Raw genomic sequence first — 16,993 nt, forward strand, 5'->3', positions numbered from 1 at the left:
TTAATCGATACATTTGATGTACATAAAAATTTACAAAAAGGAAAGCGATATGAACAGCGTTACGCACAAAGACAGTATCCACAATGTAAATATTGTGAATGAAAAAGTATTGATTACCCCGCATGAATTAAAGGCAAAACTGCCGCTGCCGACGGCATTGCGCAGCCAAATCGAGCAATCACGCCGTGAGATTGCCGATATTATTCATAAAAAAGATAAACGTTTATTGTTGGTGATCGGTCCTTGTTCTATTCATGATCCTCTTGCTGCGGTGGATTACGCGCAAAAATTGAAAGCCTTATCCGACCAATTAAAAAACGAATTATATATTGTCATGCGGGTGTATTTTGAAAAACCGCGCACCACAGTCGGTTGGAAAGGCTTGATTAATGATCCGAAAATCGACGGCAGCTTTGATGTAGAACACGGCTTGCATATTGCTCGCCAATTGCTGCTCGAGCTGACGGAAATGGGCTTACCGTTGGCGACTGAAGCGCTGGATCCGATTACGCCGCAATATATGGCGGATTTATTCAGCTGGTCGGCTATCGGTGCACGAACCACCGAATCACAGACTCACCGCGAGCTAGCTTCCGGGTTGTCTATGGCGGTTGGCTTTAAAAACGGTACCGACGGTAGCCTGGCGACAGCGATCAACGCGATGAAAGCGGCATCCATGGGACACAGTTTTATCGGCATTAATCAGCGCGGACAAGTCAATTTGCTGCATACAGCGGGCAATCCGGACGGTCATGTGATTTTGCGTGGCGGTAAACAACCGAATTATCAGGCGGAATTTGTCAGCCGCTGCGAACAGGAATTGGCGGCGGCGGGGCTAGAAAGTGCAATTATGATCGACTGTAGCCACGGCAATTCCAATAAGGATTATCGCCGTCAGCCGGCGGTGGCGGAAGAGGCGGTGCGTCAGATTGTCAGCGGCAATCAATCGATTATTGGCTTAATGCTGGAAAGTAATCTTTACGCTGGTAATCAATCGGCGGAACAGCCGGTCAGTGAAATGCAATACGGCGTATCCATTACTGATGCCTGTATCGATTGGGACACGACGGAACAATTGCTAAGAAAAATGGCGATGACATTAGGTAAAAAAGCATGATTTAACCGCGCGAATTATCTCGTTCTTGCTATAATTATTTACCATGAACGGGATTTTTTATATATGAAGGAAAGACATAAGTGGATGCGCTAAAAGAACTCAGAGCCGAAATTGATCATCTGGATCGGGAATTACTGCAATTATTTGCCAAACGGTTGGCGCTGGTGAAAAAAGTCGGTGAAATCAAGCATCAGTGCGGTTTGCCGATTTATGCACCAGAGCGGGAGGCGGCTATGCTGGCGGCAAGACGGCAAGACGCGGAAAACATGGGGGTGCCGGCGGATCTGATTGAGGATGTGCTGCGTCGCTTAATGCGGGAATCCTACAGTCGAGAAAATCAGTTTGGCTTTAAAACGGTGAATTCCGCAATTCGAAAAATTGTGATTGTCGGCGGCAGAGGGAAACTTGGCGCGTTATTTGGGCGTTATTTAACGCTGTCCGGTTACAATGTGCAGGCATTAGGTCGTCAGGATTGGGCGCAGGCGGAGAGCATTTTAGCCGGTGCCGATGTGGTGATTGTGTCGGTACCGATTGTCAACACCGTCGAAACCATAGAACGGCTAAAACCTTATTTAACCGAAACCATGCTGCTGACCGATCTAACCTCAGTTAAACGTGCGCCGCTTGCAAAAATGCTGGAAGTTCATCGCGGACCGGTCGTAGGATTGCACCCGATGTTTGGACCGGATATTGCTAGCATGGCAAAACAGGTGGTTGTCTGTTGTGACGGGCGTTATGCGGCGCGTTACCAATGGCTGCTGGAGCAAATTCAAATCTGGGGCGCGAAAATATATCAAGCAGATGCCGCCGAACATGACCACAGCATGACTTATATACAAGCGCTGCGCCATTTCGCTACTTTTGCCAACGGATTGCATTTATCCAAGCAGCCGGTACAGCTGTCGCAGTTACTGGCGCTGTCTTCGCCGATTTATCGGCTGGAACTGGCGATGATTGGGCGTTTATTTGCGCAGGACGGCGCACTCTACGCCGATATTATCATGGACAAGCCGGAAAATCTGGCGGTTATTGAAAGCCTGAAGCAAAGTTATGAAGAAAGTTTGGCTTTTTTTGAGAACGGCGATAAACAGGGATTTATTGATTGTTTTAACCGAGTGCGAGAATGGTTCGGTGACTATTCACAGCAATTTTTAACGGAAAGTCGCCAGTTGTTACAGCAGGCTAACGACAATCGCCGTCATTGAACCCTTTATTCACGGGCGCCATTGCTCGGCGCCTGCTTAAAAATTCCGCATAGATAACTTAAATCTTTGATACGCCTCACAGAATCGAATTTCGCTTGAGGATTTCCACGCGATAATTCTCTATGATAAGCCTATTCCGGTTTATTCAGAGAGGAGCCGTTATGAACAATCATTCACAAAAACATATCTCACAGCGCATCCGACAAGCATTAAATCAAATGGAAAACGCCATGCTGGCGCAGGATTTATGGAGCATTTTTGGTGAGCAACATTTTCAAGGATTTCTACCGCACTTTACGGTCGGTCATTTGTGTGAAAAATACCGAATGACGGATAAACAACTGGCGTTGGCGTTGTTACCACTCAGTGCTTGCTATGCCAATCCAACGATTTCCCATTTTAGCGTAGGTGCGGTGGCGAAAGGGGAGAGCGGCGATTTTTATTTTGGCGCCAATCAGGAATTTTGTGCAACTCATATTCAGCAAACCATTCATGCCGAACAAAGCGCGATTGCTCACGCGTGGATGCGCAATGAAACGCGGCTGACCGATATTACGGTGAATTACACGCCGTGCGGGCATTGCCGTCAATTTATGAACGAATTGAACGGTGCCGACACGTTGCGTATCCATTTGCCACATAATCAGAATAATCTATTGATCGACTATTTGCCCGATGCGTTCGGTCCTAAAGATCTCAACATTGCGCACCGTTTGTTTGATCGGGAAGAACACGGGCTGCATTTTTCCACGCAGGATAGTCTTGTTCGCACCGCGCTGCTAGCTGCAAACCGTGCTCATGCACCGTATTCCCGCTGCTATTCCGGGGCGGCGATTCAGTTACAGGATCAACAAATATTTCACGGCAGTTATGCCGAAAATGCCGCGTTTAACCCAAGCCTGCCGGCACTGCAAAGCGCCTTAAACTATTTGCTGCTAAACGGTAATGAGGTGGAAAATATCGCCCGCGTGGTGTTGGTTGAACGACCGCTCAGCTTGTCTTACCGCTCTATGGCAGAAGAACTGCTGGCATATTTAGGTGAAGTGAAATTGGAATATATTGCGCTGTAAGCAAGTGCGGTGCTTTTGCGCACAGTTTTTACATGCTATCCGAAAAATGAAGAAAAATGACCGCACTTGAGTGTTTATGTTCAAATTATGCGCTATTGAAAAAATATCTGCATTTTGTAGTTAAACTTTCAAATTTGTTGTGCTAGAATCCATTCCCGTAAACAGTTAACGAAGTTAACGTCCGTGTGGTGGAATTGGTAGACACGTTAGATTCAGGTTCTAATGCTTTCGGGCAGTGCAGGTTCAAGTCCTGTCACGGACACCAAATAGAAGTACATTGAAATTTTTAACGATAGAGAAAGACCGGAAATATAAAATTCCGGTCTTTTTTGTTGCCAGTTAAAAATTATTTTGTGGAGGCAGTCATTGGTTTAAACGAGTTTGTTTACATAAAAAACGCATCCGATATAAGACTTAGTATGCGATAAACAAGATAACAGTGCTGATGATGAAATCAGAACGGCTTATTCGAGCAGAAAATAATTTAAGCTAAATCTGGCAGACATAAGATTTTAAACGGGAGATTATTAAGGTTGATTTTGATCTTCTATTTCAATAAGTCCATTGAATGTTATCTTTAGGTTTAACGACTCGTCAGTTAACATTTTTATTCCTTAATCTTTAATTCTGTATTGACAGAAATCTGTCGGTACAGCGGATAAATATTAGCATTAATTAATTTTGAAATGAGTTGAAAAGTGATTAAAAGCGGGGGCAGATCATAAATACTGGCTTTGAAAATTATCGTTTTTTACTATCTGGTGTTTTGTGGATTTGCTTCCAAGAATGTCCGGGCTGCGTAGTTGGTGGTGCTTTTTCATGATCTCTGATTGTCACAAAGTTATCTTTAAGTCCACCACGAGGACCGATTTCTTGGTAAATCCCTCCCTCTTTATCTGTTAGTTCACCAGGTTTAATAGTTTTACTCATAGTTTTTTCTCTTTTAGTCTACTACAACATTGCAGTGGTATATTAATTTTAGCAGTAAGAAGAATTTCAATGGTTATGTCAGAATAAACTTTAAAATGTGAACTTGATCACATAGTTTATTATGTGAAATAGAAAAAATTAATAGCTCATCTTAACGGGTGAACTTTTTTATTGCTTCGGAATAAGCGGAGTGGGGTGATCTGCGGCGCGCCAACTCTGTCGTGCATGTCGTTATTGACGCACTTAGGTTTTACTGAAAATCTATCAACCTTTGTCGGAGGTATGTTTGGTTTTATTGGGGCGGAAGAAATACGGAAACTCTTATTCTCGCTTATTCGCAAAAAATTGAAGTTAACGACATGAGCTTAGGTGATAAAAATGACGAATAAAATTGTTGAAACGGCAGTTGATGTCGCGGTGAAAACATTCAGTTCACCGAAAAAGCAGAAAAACAATCAGTATTGCGGATCAAGTCTTTTTTATTGTGTTTTTTATTCGCTGGTGAAATACTTTCGCTCACTTTTTTACAAGCTACTCATATTTGCCAATAGTTAGCGTTCCTTGTCTGCCGTTAATACGGTAGTTATAGGGAAAGGTTATGGTGCCGGCTGCGAATACAGTTACATACAACCCGTCACGATCTGCTACTTTATAAAGTTTGTCTTTTGGTTTAAGAGATTTGATTTTTGTATCTGTTAGCATTTTTACGTCACTTTTACCGATAAACACAAGGCTATACTGTCAATTTTACCGAAAGAAAAATAAATTACTACAAAATACCATGAAATGATGTGAAATAGGAAAGCCCTGTAACAACAGGGCTTAAGACTATTTTTGAAATGAATTGGAATCAACTGAAAAGCGGATTTTTTATTCCCATTCAATTGTTGCGGGGGGTTTTCCTGAAACGTCATAGACCACGCGGGAGATGCCGTTGACTTCATTGATGATGCGGTTGGAAATTTTACCCAGCAGGTCGTATGGTAGATGCGCCCAATGTGCGGTCATAAAATCAATCGTTTCGACGGCACGCAGTGAGACAACCCAGTCGTATTTGCGCCCGTCGCCCATTACGCCGACGGATTTTACCGGCAGGAAGACGGTAAATGCCTGGCTAACTTTATAATACCAACCGGAATTGTATAGCTCTTCGATAAAGATCGCATCGGCTTGACGCAGTAAATCGCAGTATTCTTTTTTGATTTCACCCAGCACGCGCACGCCCAATCCCGGACCTGGGAACGGGTGGCGATTAAGCATTTCTGCCGGTAAGCCGAGTGCTAGACCGATTTTGCGCACTTCGTCTTTAAACAATTCGCGTAGCGGTTCGACTAGACCGAGTTTCATATAATCCGGCAAACCACCGACGTTATGGTGAGATTTGATCACATGAGCTTTGCCGGTTTTGCTGGCGGCAGATTCGATCACGTCAGGGTAAATAGTGCCTTGCGCCAGCCATTTGACGTGAGTTTGTTTGTGGGATTCTTCATCAAAAACGTCCACAAAGACTTTTCCGATCATTTTGCGTTTTGCTTCTGGATCGGTGAGACCTTTTAACGCCTCAAGGAAACGTTCTTCGGCATTGACGCGGATGATGTTTAACCCGAATTTATTGCCGAACATTTGCATCACTTGATCCGCTTCATTTAGGCGCAGTAAGCCGTTATCCACAAACACACAGTGCAGGTTTTTGCCGATGGCACGATGCAACAACAGCGCCGTAACGGAAGAGTCCACGCCGCCGGACAGACCTAAGATCACTTCGTCATCGCCTACTTGTGCTTTAATACGTGCAACCGCGTCTTCAATAATGTTTTCCGCCGTCCATTTTGTTTCACAGCCACAGATGTTAACGACAAAATTGGTTAATAATTCCAAACCGCTTTTGGTATGGGTGACTTCCGGATGAAACTGCACACCGTAAAAATGACGATTTTCATCGGACATGGCGGCAATCGGGCAGGTCGGCGTGGTGCCGGTGACATTAAAGTGCGGTGGTAATTGAGTGACTTTATCGCCATGGCTCATCCATACGTCTAATTTTGGCGCTGATGCGGTCAAATCATCATTTAATTTTGCAAATAAGCTGTCGGTGGCTTTTAAATCCACTGATGCATAGCCAAATTCACGATGATTGGAATTTTCCGTCAGACCGCCCAGCTGCATCGCCATGGTTTGCATGCCGTAGCAGATACCTAACACCGGCACACCAGCGCTGAAGACATATTCCGGCGCGCGCGGGCTGTTTTCTTCTGTGGTGCTTTCCGGACCGCCGGAAAGAATGATCCCCGTCGGATTAAATTCACGGATTTGTTCTTCCGTCACATCCCACGCCCAAAGTTCGCAATACACGCCGATTTCGCGCACACGACGGGCGATTAATTGCGTATATTGCGAGCCGAAGTCTAAAATCAGGATTTTATGTTGGTGAATATTGTTCATTTAAATTCTCTTAGTGATTAAGTTATTTTTTTGATTCGTTACAAGCGGATGTTTCAAGAACTTGCAATCCTTCTTTTTTATAAATTGCAAATGCACCTTGACGACAATCAGAGCCAAAAAGATCAGCCAATTGTTTTGTTGGTTTTCCTTGGGCAATTAAATATAAGTTACCTTTTTCATCGGTTTGTTGCTTTTTGATTACCCAATTATTTTTCTGTAAAGACTTAAGCACGCTTTCTTGTGATTGTCCTTCATACATATCTGGCACGCCGCTTGATGACCAGTCATTTGCACAAGCAGATAATAGTAATGCAATAGTCAGAATAGTTAATTTTTTCATCATTTTCCCTGGTAAGTTATGTTATAAAATTTAAAAAAATCAACCGCACTTTAAACTCAAAAAGGTGGGACAAGTCCCACCCTGCGACGTTGTTTAACGCTTAGCCCATGCGGTAGTTAGGCGCTTCTTTGGTAATAGTGACATCATGCACATGGCTTTCTTTGATGCCCGCACCGCTGATACGCACGAATTGTGCTTTGGTGCGTAGCTCATCGATGGTCGCACAGCCGGTCAGCCCCATACAGGAACGCAGACCGCCCATTTGCTGATGAATGATTTCTTTCAGAAAACCTTTGTAAGGAATGCGTCCTTCAATGCCTTCCGGTACCAATTTGTCCGCCGCGTTATCCGATTGGAAATAACGGTCTGAAGAACCTTTTGACATTGCGCCTAAGGAACCCATACCGCGGTATGATTTAAACGCACGACCTTGATAAAGCTCAATTTCGCCCGGCGCTTCTTCCGTTCCGGCGAACATGGAACCGACCATCACACAGGAGGCGCCGGCTGCCAGCGCTTTAGCAATATCGCCGGAATAGCGGATGCCGCCGTCAGCGATAACCGGAATGCCACGCTCTTTTAAGGCTTCCGCCGCATCGGAAATCGCGGTGATTTGCGGCACGCCCACGCCGGTAACAATACGAGTGGTGCAAATGGAACCCGGACCGATACCGATTTTCACCGCGCTTGCACCGGCGTCGGCAAGGGCGATAGCGCCTTCTGCGGTTGCCACATTACCGGCGATAATCGGTAAATCGGGGTATTTAGCGCGGGTTTCGCGCACGCGTTGCAATACGCCTTCGGAATGACCGTGCGATGAGTCGATAAGCAACACATCCACACCCGCTTTGACTAAGGCGTCAATGCGTTCTTCATTGCCGGCACCAGCGCCGACCGCTGCGCCCACACGCAAACGACCGAATTCATCTTTACACGCGTTTGGTTTGCTTTCCGCTTTTTGATAGTCTTTTAAGGTGATCATGCCTTTGAGTTTGAAGCTGTCATCAATCACCAATACTTTTTCAACGCGGTGAGAATGCATTAAATGGAAAATTTCTTCCCGGCTGGCGCCTTCTTTTACCGTCACCAAACGTGCTTTCGGCGTCATCAAATCGGCGACAGTTTTCGTGGAATCTTTCACAAAACGGGTATCGCGACCGGTAATAATTCCGACCAGATTGCCGTGCGCATCCACGACCGGATAGCCGGCGAAGCCGTTTTTCTTGACTAATGCGCCGAGTTCGCCTAAGGTTAAATCCGGTGAGACGGTCACCGGTTCGGAGACGATACCGCTTTCAAATTTTTTAACTTTACGTACGCGGTCGGCCTGACGTTCGATACTCATATTTTTGTGAATAAATCCGATGCCCCCTTCCTGCGCCAACGAAATCGCCAGCTTGGTTTCGGTCACGGTATCCATTGCGGCGGATAACATCGGAATGTTTAAGCGAATGGTTTGAGTGAGTTGGGTGGATAAATTGGCGGTGTTTGGCAGCACGGTGGAATGTGCGGGAACCAGCAGAACATCATCAAAGGTTAAGGCTTCTTTTATTACTCGTAACATGGCAATATTCTCTCTTTAGAAAGGTTGAAATTCAACGGATGTAAAAAATATTGCGCTGGGATTATACAGACTCCGCAATCGTTTGGGAATGAATTTTTATAAATATTTTATCTTTTAAAAAAATTGTGCTAGAAAAAGCGAAATGATTTTAGCGGAGAAGATTATGGACGCATTATTAATGTTACTGGCGGATGGCAAGACATATTCTTATCAAAAACTGACCGCACTTTTAGGCAAAAAGAAAAAAATGCTATGTGCCGAAATTGACGCTTTGCGGGCACAAGGACTAACTTTGCTGACTGACGAACAAAGCGTTCGTTTGCAGCCGCAAATGGCGCTGCTGGACGGCAATCGTCTGATACGGGAGTTGTCGCCTTATCGTGTGATGATTCGACCGATAATTAATTCTACCAATCAATTTTTATTAGATCGGTTGAGTGACTTACAAAAAGGCGATTTATGTCTGGCAGAATATCAATCGGCAGGGCGCGGGCGACGTGGGCGACAGTGGCGTTCACCTTTTGCCGGGCAGGTGATCCTGAGCTTTTATTGGACGCTGGCGCCGGAGGTGTCACTCAACGGGTTAAGCCTTGTGATCGGGATTGCCATTGTTGATACACTGAAGGAGCTAGGCGCGGAAGGAGTGGAATTAAAATGGCCGAATGACGTGCTGTTGCAGGGGCGAAAACTTGCCGGAATTTTGGTCGAAATTGCCAACAATAAAAACGGCTTGATACATTTCATTGTGGGTATTGGAATGAATTTATCCATTCCCGCGCAGGACAATCGGATTGATCAGCCTTGGGCGGAATTGACCGAGGTGCTGCCACAGGTAGATCGCAACGAGTTGATTATTCGGCTGGTTAATACTCTGTATACCTATTTAGCGCTTTTTCAACAGCAGGGGATTGCCTTTTTTCGTCAGCGCTGGCTGGAATTGGATCATTTTTTGGACGAACAGGTGAATATTATCACGGCCCAGCAAGTGATCACAGGTATCGAGCAAGGCATTGATGATGAAGGCTATTTGCTGTTATCCATTAACAACGGTGAAAACATGCTGCGTTTTAATGCCGGTGAAGTGTCACTGCGTAAGGCGTAGTAAAAGTGCGGTAAAAAATGCAATAATTTTGACCGCACTTACGGTGATACATAAACAGGCTGAGATTAAACCACTTTTTGCACCAGTGCGGAAATGTCCGTCGCAAAACCTTCTTTGTGCGCCATTTCCGCAATAGTCGCGTGATCGTATGTTTCACCGTTATAAACAACGACGATGCTGGTATCGCCGGGTTGCAGGAAGGTATGTTCACCGAATGCGGTATAACGTGTGGCGCCGATACTGATAATTGCTTGACGCGGATATTTGGCTTGCGCCAACAGCGGCGCAATGTGGTTCATTGGGCCTTGCTCCGGCTGATTATTCATTTTATCAATAATCCAGTCGAGCAATTTTTGATGAAAATAGCTGTAACCTAACGCCGGGCTGTCGATTCCGTAAGCATTCAGCACACCGTCGCGCCGATGAAAACAGGCGATCCGATAACGGTCGATTGCGCAGCCGCGGGTAAAGTCGGACAGCGGGATCAATGTTTGTGCAATCCCTTTAGTGTTTTTACCCCAATTTTTCTTTTCACAGATTTTATGGGCATTCGGACGACGAATAGAACAGTCGTTATAAGCAGCGAAATAACGCGGCGAAAGTGCGGTCACTTTTTGCTCAGAATATTCAATATCACAGATTAAAGCGATTTCCGGCTCGATTTGTAAATTATCAGCATCTTTAGGGAAGACAATTTTGTCATTGGAAAGTGGAAATACGGAAAGAAATTGATAGTCGCCAAGCTTTTCTGCTGGTACATAAAATGGAAAAATGGCTTTGGGTTGGTGAATTTCTTCAGTTTTCACCTGTAGAAAATCAGCCGCTTCGCCAGCTTGTTCTAAATGGCCGGCAAAGTTGCCCGCCACGCCTAAACCAATAAAATTATTCAGTTGCATAGTTCACCTCATTATTAAGAAAGCATTAGTCGATAAATTTATATTCTGTTTTATCTATACCATATTTTTTCATACGCAAATATAATTTTTTACGTGGAATTTGTAAATAATGTGCTGTTTCATTAATTTTACCTTGAAAACGATCTAAGGTTTCCATAATGATATTTCTTTCATATTCCTCAACAAGATTATCAAGAGAACATTCACCTTGTTTATCTAAATTAAAATAGAGACTATCATTTTTAATATTAACCCCAACTGCATAAAGTTCTGCAGTATGAATTAACTGATTTATGTTACCAATCCACTGTTGGGATAATAGTTGCTTAATGAAATTTTCACTAATTAAAGGTTTTTTCTTATTTAATCTTTTACAAGTTTTCTCAACAAAATGCCGAAATAATGGCTCTATATCACCAGTTCGATAAGATAATGGCGGGCATTCTAGCTCCGAGGAAGAAAAAATATAATATAGTTCAGGTAATAAATTAAAATCCTTAACAAGCTGTTGTAGAGAATATTGACTTAAGACAACAAGACGATAATTATCTTTTTTATGAATATATTGTAATAGTAGCTGTTGAGCAGATTTAGTGAGATATTCAATGTTTTTTATAATAATAAATGCACTATCATTCATAATATAATTTTGTAATTCCTGCTCATTAGTTGTTGTAATAAGTTCAATCCGCTTTTTATTTTCTAGCTTTGGAGAATGATTTTTGTATAAGTATTCAGCAATAGACATTCTACCTGTGCCATTTTCTCCATAAATGAAAATAGGAAGATTAATTTGAGTATATTGTTGTAATTGCTGTCGCAAAGATTTTATCCAGCGACTATTACCAATAAATTCGATTTCTAACTGATGCTGTAGCTGCTTTTGAGTTGATAAATATTGTTTACGTTGTGTTAAGGCTAAATTGATCTGATTTAATAGATTTTCTGGCTTCAATGGCTTTTCAATAAAATAAAATGCCCCTTGTTTCATTGCTTCAATTGCCATAGGGATATCGCCATGGCCCGTAATTAAAATAACAGGAAGATATTTGTCTTTTTCTTGAATTTGTTTCAAAATATTCCAACCAGAGATATTTGGCATATAAATATCGCTAATTATAATACCTTCCCAATTTGTGGGAATAATATCTAAGATTAAGCTGGGATCACTAAGAATGTTTGTGTGATAGCCTTCCATTTCTAATAAATCTTGATAGGCTTGTAATACATCATTATCATCATCAATTAATAAAATATTTTTATCTAGCATAAATTTCCTTTTGGATATTGCAGGACAATCATAGCATTTTGAGTTAATGTGGAAGCAATAAATAAATTGCCTTTAAATTGCCGCATAATTCGTTGGCAGATTGTAAGCCCAAGCCCTAAGCCAACAAGTTTAGTTGTATAGAATGGCTGCAGTAACTTTTCTGAGGTTTTCCAGCCAATTCCATTATCATGGAAATAAATATAGAAATAGTCTTTTTCTTCTTTAATTTCAATATAGATAATTGGTCTGATGTTGGAGCACGCCTCAAAAGAATTGCTCATTAAATTAATGAAAATTTGTTCTAGTAAAATTCTATTTGTGCTAATCATAGCATTTCCGGAAATAGAGATCTCTGCTTTAAGTTTTTCATGTTTTAAATAAAGTAAATTCCAGCTATCATTAATTACATTATGTAAATTAACATTTCTTTCAAATTCAATATATTCACTTTTTTTTGTAAAATGACGCAAGTTTTGAATTAGTTGGTTAATTCTTTCTGTTAAACTCTCTATTTTAGATATATATTGCTTAGCCTGACTAATACCAACTGAGCTTAGTAATTTTTTTAAACTAAATATATAAATAGAAATAGCGTTCAAAGGCTGATTAATTTCATGCGCTAAAGTAGTCATGGTTTGGCCTACCACGGCTAGCTTAGCAGTTTGAATAAGTTCTTCTTGTGTTTGGTTAAGATCCTTCTCAATTAATATTTTTTCATAATTTAACTTGACATAGGTTTGCAATAAGTGGGCAATTTTTCCTATTTCATCATTTCCTATTTTGTTTAACTTTATATCTAATTTACCCATATTAAGATCTTCGATGGTATTAATAATAATTCTAAAACGATTCGCTAAGTTTTTATAGAGGTAAAAATAATTAAACGAAAATAGTGCAAGTAGAGAAGAGATTAGTAGAATCAAGATAATAACTCCACTTATCTCTATTTTATTGTATAACTCCGTGTTTAACTGATTAAATCTATTCTTCGTATTATTTAAAATTTGACTAAGTCGATCTTGTGTATTCTTAGATAGATTATCTTTTTGTGTTTGTATTTTTTTATAATATTCTGAATTGGAAATAGATCTCTTAATTAACTGGTGAAGTGTATTATTTTCAGTTGCCATAGAGATAAAAGACTCTGTAATTTGCAGTAGAATATTATTTGAACGATGGTCTTTAGTATAATAATAAGGAGAGATAATATTAACTTGATTAATCAAACTATTGTACTGGTTCAAAATGTTATGTGTATTAATTTCATTTAAAGTTAAATTGATTTCATTCTTTATTTGCTCTTTATATTTGGAAAGTAGATAGACTTCTTGCAAGTCTAAATGTAATTTTTTCAATAATTGATGTGTTTCATCTTCTTTTAAGTTACTTAAGTTAGTTTGCTGCCAATGATTATCTTTAATTAATAGAAACATTTCATTGTTGAAGTCATCATTTAGCCATTGCGTTTTAGTTATTAATTCCTGTCTTTTTTGTTCAATAAGATTTTCTTCAATAAGATAATTATTGATATTTTCTATTAGCTCTCTTAGGTTCAATAAGTTATTGTTTAGAGAGAAATAGACTTCATCCTTTAGATAAGGGAGTAAGCTATTTTCAATATTTTCTATTTTTAAGTTAATTTTTTTGAAATTTTGTTGGCGAATAATATAATTTTTTAATTGAGAAAAGTTATTTATATCATTAATTAATACATTTATATCATTTTCTAATTTTAATGCCTGGTTCATGCTTGGGAAATAGTCATTTATAATATAGTTGACTTGCTCTCTTTGTTGTTGCCAAGCAATTAAATTCAATATTGCAATTAAAATTATAACAAATAATCCTAATGAGAATACTGTTTTTAGCGTTTTTATAATACTATGAGAAAACATTATTAACGTTCCTCTAATAGAGAAAGAATATATTCAGTTCGTTCTTGAAAGAATTGTTCCCAGCTGTTCTCTTGCTGTAATCTATAGGTTTTATCTTGATTAAATCTTTCTAAGAACGTCTTATCTTCAATTTGTGTTATGGTGACAGGAATTTCAGTTAGTAAGGAACGTATACGATCTAGATTTTTATTTTCCTTTTTTTCTATTCTTTCTGTAGTTTTCCAAATTTCTTTTAGTTGATTAAGTCGGAATGTAATGGCAATATCAAATAATCGCTCATTTACTAATTGTCGGCTAAACATTAAATCATAGTTTAAGTGTGACTTAGAGAATGGTAAGTTTTTATTATTAATAGGATATTTAGCAAAATTTGGTGAGGAAATAATATTTTGCCCTTTATCACTAAGTAGAAAATCAATAAAAGAAAGTGCATTATGTTTATTTTTAGTATTTTTATGTATAGCTAAAAATGTTGCAGATATAATAGATTGTGGAAAGTAATGAAATACTAAATTAGTATCTTCTTTTAAGTTTAATGCGTAACTATCTATTGTAATTCCACTTATGGATAAACCTGTTTGGACTTGATCAGTAACATTGAAGCTACGAGAAGATATAGAGGATATGTAAGCAGATAGTTGCATTATATCTCGCCAACCTTGTTGCCAGCCTTTTTGTTGTAATAGCATCTCTAAAATAATTAAATTAGTTCCAGACCGTGAAGGGGAACTTATTGCGATATTATTTCCATATTTAGGATTTAATAAGTCATACCAAGATTTAGGTTCTGACAAATTAAATTTCCGTAATAAACGGCGGTTAGATAAAATACCATAACCAGAATATGCTATAGGAACAATATATTGCTGAAGTTGGTTGGGAACTGTTTGATTGTTGACTTGAATATATTTTTCAGGTAAGGGTAAAAGTAACTGTTTTTTAGATAAATTATGAAATAAAACTGGGGAAGAGCTCAAAATGACATCTACATTTTCTAAGTGTGGTTGATTAAATAGTTGTTCTAAGGAGTGAGTTGTTCTATTAATTAATCGAACATTTTTTACACCTGAATATGTTTGCCATTGTTTAACTAAAAATTCTGTAGCTTCAAAAGAAAATGTTGTTCCAATAACTAATTCTATAGCTTGTGCTGATAAAGAATAAAATAAAAAGAGTAGGCAAAGAAATTTCTTCATTTTAGTAACCGAATTTTTTGTGACTAAGATCACAATTCTAAAAAATATTTTTTCTGCGTTATATATGCATCTGTCAAATTTATCTCTTATTTAATCAAGTTGAATTCGATAAGTTTCTACAAATTATTCAATTTGGGTTAGAAATGACACAGCGAAAAATAAAACTGTGTCAGTTTTAACTCATTTTTAAATATTTTGAACTAATGGGAAGCTAGATTACTATATTTTCACAGTTTATTACAACAGGAGTTTTTTATGTTTTCATTCCTACAATCTAAATCAGGCACACCAGTGCCGGAAGCAGAAATTGTGATTCGCTATAATCGTTTAAGATGGCATGCATTATTTGGTATTTTTATTGGTTATTCCGCATATTATATTTTGCGCAACAATTTCTTACTATCATCGCCAGAATTAATTAGTGATTTTGGTTTTACTAAAAAAGATATCGGCTTCATTTCAGGCACAATGCTGATTGTCTATGGTATTAGTAAAGGGGTTATGTCTGCATTAGCTGATAAATCTAACCCGAAACATTTTATGATTTTTGGTCTAGCTATGTCCGCTGTGGTCAACTTAATGATGGGATTTACCGCATCATTTTGGATTTTCTTGCTCCTATGCATTTTAAATGGAATCTTTCAAGGAATGGGGGCTGGGCCAGCCTATGTTGTTTTAGCTAGCTGGTTCCCTCGCAAATCTCGCGGGGTGATAACCGCGGCCTTTAATATTTCTCATAATGTGGGCGGTGGTTTAGTGGCACCGATTGCAGGAGCAAGTATTGCCTGGTTAGGGCAAGAACATTGGCAAGCCGCACATTTTATCGTACCTACCGCAATTGCTGCAGTTGTAGCCATAATTTTTTATATTTTTGGTACAGGAAGAACCTACAATGAAGGCTTGCCGCCAGTTGGAAAAATTCTTGATAGTGAAGAAAACGAATTAGTGGTTACCAAAGAAGAAAATGTCGATCTAACGACTTGGCAAATTTTCACTCAATATATTGTAAAAGACGTCAATGTTTGGTTTGTTTCCTTTATTGATGTGTTCACTTATATGATCCGTTTTGGTGTATTGACTTGGTTGCCGCTTTATTTGCTGGAAACAAAAGGATTTACTAAAGGGCAGATGTCCGCTGCTTTCGCAATTTTTGAGTGGGCAGCTATTCCTTCAACATTACTTGCAGGCTGGGTAACTGATACTTATTTTAAAGGAAAACGTATGCCACTAGCCATAATTACATTAGTTGGCGTTGGATTGGCGATGTTTGCCTACTGGGGCGGTACCGATTTAACCACGGTGATTATCGGAGCTGGCATTATTGGCTGCTTGATTTATGTGCCAATGTTTTTATCCTCCTTGCAGACTATTGAATTAGTACCTTCATTTGCAGCAGGGTCTGCAACAGGATTGCGTGGATTGCTAAGTTATATTTTAGGAAGTTTTTCTGGTACAGCGTTATTTGGAATTTTAGCGGAACGCTTCGGCTGGGATGCAGGCTTCTATTTATTACTTTTTGCAGTAATGGGATGTATTTTCTGCTGTTATATGACCCATTTGGGTGTATTGAGATTAGAAAAAGCAAAACAGCATAGAAACGCTTAAAAAAACAACCGCACTTTTATGCTTTTTACGCAGTTTGACGAAACTCTCGCCGTTTGATAAAAGTTTTATATTTTTTTGCAAAAAGTACTTGCGTAGATTTTTAAAATCCCTATAATACGCCCCACACAACGACGCGACGTTGTAAACAAACTGAAAAATAACTCGCGTCGTTGTTTTTTGTTCTTTAACAATCTATCAGACAATCTGTGTGGGCACTTGTTGATTGACTTTGTTGAAATTATTTTAATTTTGAAGTCTTGATAAGTGCTTAACTTAAAATTCATTTTGTGTTTGTCGGGAGGCATTGATTGCGTCCACAAACAAAAATTAAAGCTAAGTGATTTATTGAGCGATTGAACTT

General features: G+C 39.6%; 15 protein-coding genes and 1 tRNA gene. 7 read left to right on the forward strand and 9 right to left on the reverse strand.

Going from position 1 to position 16,993, the window contains the following annotated elements; translation table 11 throughout:
• Positions 1-49: 49 nt before the first annotated feature.
• The 4 genes from BN3349_RS10145 to BN3349_RS10160 all read left to right on the forward strand — a co-directional run bounded on the left by BN3349_RS10145 (position 50) and on the right by BN3349_RS10160 (position 3,657).
• Complete coding sequence (locus BN3349_RS10145; protein WP_040977245.1) at positions 50-1,117, forward strand: 3-deoxy-7-phosphoheptulonate synthase; 1,068 nt, start codon at positions 50-52, stop codon at positions 1,115-1,117.
• An 80-nt stretch (positions 1,118-1,197) separates the two neighbouring features.
• Complete coding sequence (gene tyrA / locus BN3349_RS10150; protein WP_040977246.1) at positions 1,198-2,322, forward strand: bifunctional chorismate mutase/prephenate dehydrogenase; 1,125 nt, start codon at positions 1,198-1,200, stop codon at positions 2,320-2,322.
• Positions 2,323-2,483: 161 nt separating this feature from the next.
• Positions 2,484-3,392 carry a cytidine deaminase gene (cdd, locus tag BN3349_RS10155; RefSeq protein ID WP_040977248.1) on the forward strand — a complete coding sequence of 303 codons (909 nt, stop codon included), beginning with the start codon at positions 2,484-2,486 and terminating at the stop codon, positions 3,390-3,392.
• 179 nt (positions 3,393-3,571) lie between these two features.
• Positions 3,572-3,657, forward strand: a tRNA-Leu gene (locus BN3349_RS10160).
• 476 nt (positions 3,658-4,133) lie between these two features.
• Here BN3349_RS10160 and BN3349_RS10165 read toward each other — a convergent pair.
• Positions 4,134-4,322, reverse strand: coding sequence for a hypothetical protein (locus BN3349_RS10165; RefSeq protein ID WP_040977249.1), 189 nt, complete (start codon positions 4,320-4,322; stop codon positions 4,134-4,136).
• Between the two features lie 225 nt (positions 4,323-4,547).
• Between BN3349_RS10165 and BN3349_RS10170 the strand changes: the two genes are divergently transcribed.
• Complete coding sequence (locus BN3349_RS10170) at positions 4,548-4,685, forward strand: phage holin family protein (RefSeq protein ID WP_245853808.1); 138 nt, start codon at positions 4,548-4,550, stop codon at positions 4,683-4,685.
• A gap of 168 nt (positions 4,686-4,853) precedes the next feature.
• On the opposite strand, the gene BN3349_RS12265 is transcribed toward BN3349_RS10170, so the two are convergent.
• The 4 genes from BN3349_RS12265 to guaB form a co-directional block, all read right to left on the reverse strand.
• Positions 4,854-5,024, reverse strand: a complete 171-nt coding sequence (locus BN3349_RS12265) for an Arm DNA-binding domain-containing protein (RefSeq protein WP_245853810.1) — start codon at positions 5,022-5,024, stop codon at positions 4,854-4,856.
• A gap of 168 nt (positions 5,025-5,192) precedes the next feature.
• The gene (gene guaA, locus BN3349_RS10180; RefSeq protein ID WP_040977251.1) at positions 5,193-6,764 is read right to left on the reverse strand and encodes a glutamine-hydrolyzing GMP synthase; all 1,572 of its coding nucleotides are present in this window, start codon (positions 6,762-6,764) and stop codon (positions 5,193-5,195) included.
• A 22-nt stretch (positions 6,765-6,786) separates the two neighbouring features.
• Positions 6,787-7,104 carry a hypothetical protein gene (locus BN3349_RS10185; RefSeq protein WP_040977253.1) on the reverse strand — a complete coding sequence of 106 codons (318 nt, stop codon included), beginning with the start codon at positions 7,102-7,104 and terminating at the stop codon, positions 6,787-6,789.
• A 100-nt stretch (positions 7,105-7,204) separates the two neighbouring features.
• Complete coding sequence (gene guaB, locus BN3349_RS10190) at positions 7,205-8,668, reverse strand: IMP dehydrogenase (RefSeq protein ID WP_040977255.1); 1,464 nt, start codon at positions 8,666-8,668, stop codon at positions 7,205-7,207.
• A 163-nt stretch (positions 8,669-8,831) separates the two neighbouring features.
• Between guaB and birA the strand changes: the two genes are divergently transcribed.
• The gene (birA, locus tag BN3349_RS10195; protein WP_040977256.1) at positions 8,832-9,770 is read left to right on the forward strand and encodes a bifunctional biotin--[acetyl-CoA-carboxylase] ligase/biotin operon repressor BirA; all 939 of its coding nucleotides are present in this window, start codon (positions 8,832-8,834) and stop codon (positions 9,768-9,770) included.
• Positions 9,771-9,835: 65 nt separating this feature from the next.
• On the opposite strand, the gene BN3349_RS10200 is transcribed toward birA, so the two are convergent.
• From BN3349_RS10200 to BN3349_RS10215, 4 genes are read right to left on the reverse strand one after another with little or no spacing between them, the layout of a single operon-like run.
• The gene (locus BN3349_RS10200; RefSeq protein ID WP_040977257.1) at positions 9,836-10,666 is read right to left on the reverse strand and encodes a DUF5718 family protein; all 831 of its coding nucleotides are present in this window, start codon (positions 10,664-10,666) and stop codon (positions 9,836-9,838) included.
• A gap of 25 nt (positions 10,667-10,691) precedes the next feature.
• Entirely contained in the window at positions 10,692-11,936 is a 1,245-nt protein-coding gene (locus BN3349_RS10205) for a sigma-54-dependent transcriptional regulator (RefSeq protein WP_040977259.1), read from the reverse strand.
• The gene (locus BN3349_RS10210; protein ID WP_040977261.1) at positions 11,930-13,831 is read right to left on the reverse strand and encodes a sensor histidine kinase; all 1,902 of its coding nucleotides are present in this window, start codon (positions 13,829-13,831) and stop codon (positions 11,930-11,932) included. Before BN3349_RS10210 ends, BN3349_RS10205 begins: the two co-directional genes overlap by 7 nt.
• A 2-nt stretch (positions 13,832-13,833) precedes the next feature.
• Positions 13,834-15,027: an ABC transporter substrate-binding protein gene (locus BN3349_RS10215; protein WP_040977262.1), complete on the reverse strand. Its 1,194-nt coding sequence runs from the start codon at positions 15,025-15,027 to the stop codon at positions 13,834-13,836.
• A gap of 255 nt (positions 15,028-15,282) precedes the next feature.
• On the opposite strand from BN3349_RS10215, the gene BN3349_RS10220 reads away from it, so the two are divergent.
• Positions 15,283-16,632, forward strand: a complete 1,350-nt coding sequence (locus BN3349_RS10220; RefSeq protein WP_040977264.1) for an MFS transporter — start codon at positions 15,283-15,285, stop codon at positions 16,630-16,632.
• The last annotated feature ends 361 nt before the right edge of the window (positions 16,633-16,993 follow it).

The organism is Necropsobacter massiliensis (assembly GCF_000827595.2).
Taxonomy (GTDB): Bacteria; Pseudomonadota; Gammaproteobacteria; order Enterobacterales; family Pasteurellaceae; genus Necropsobacter; species Necropsobacter massiliensis.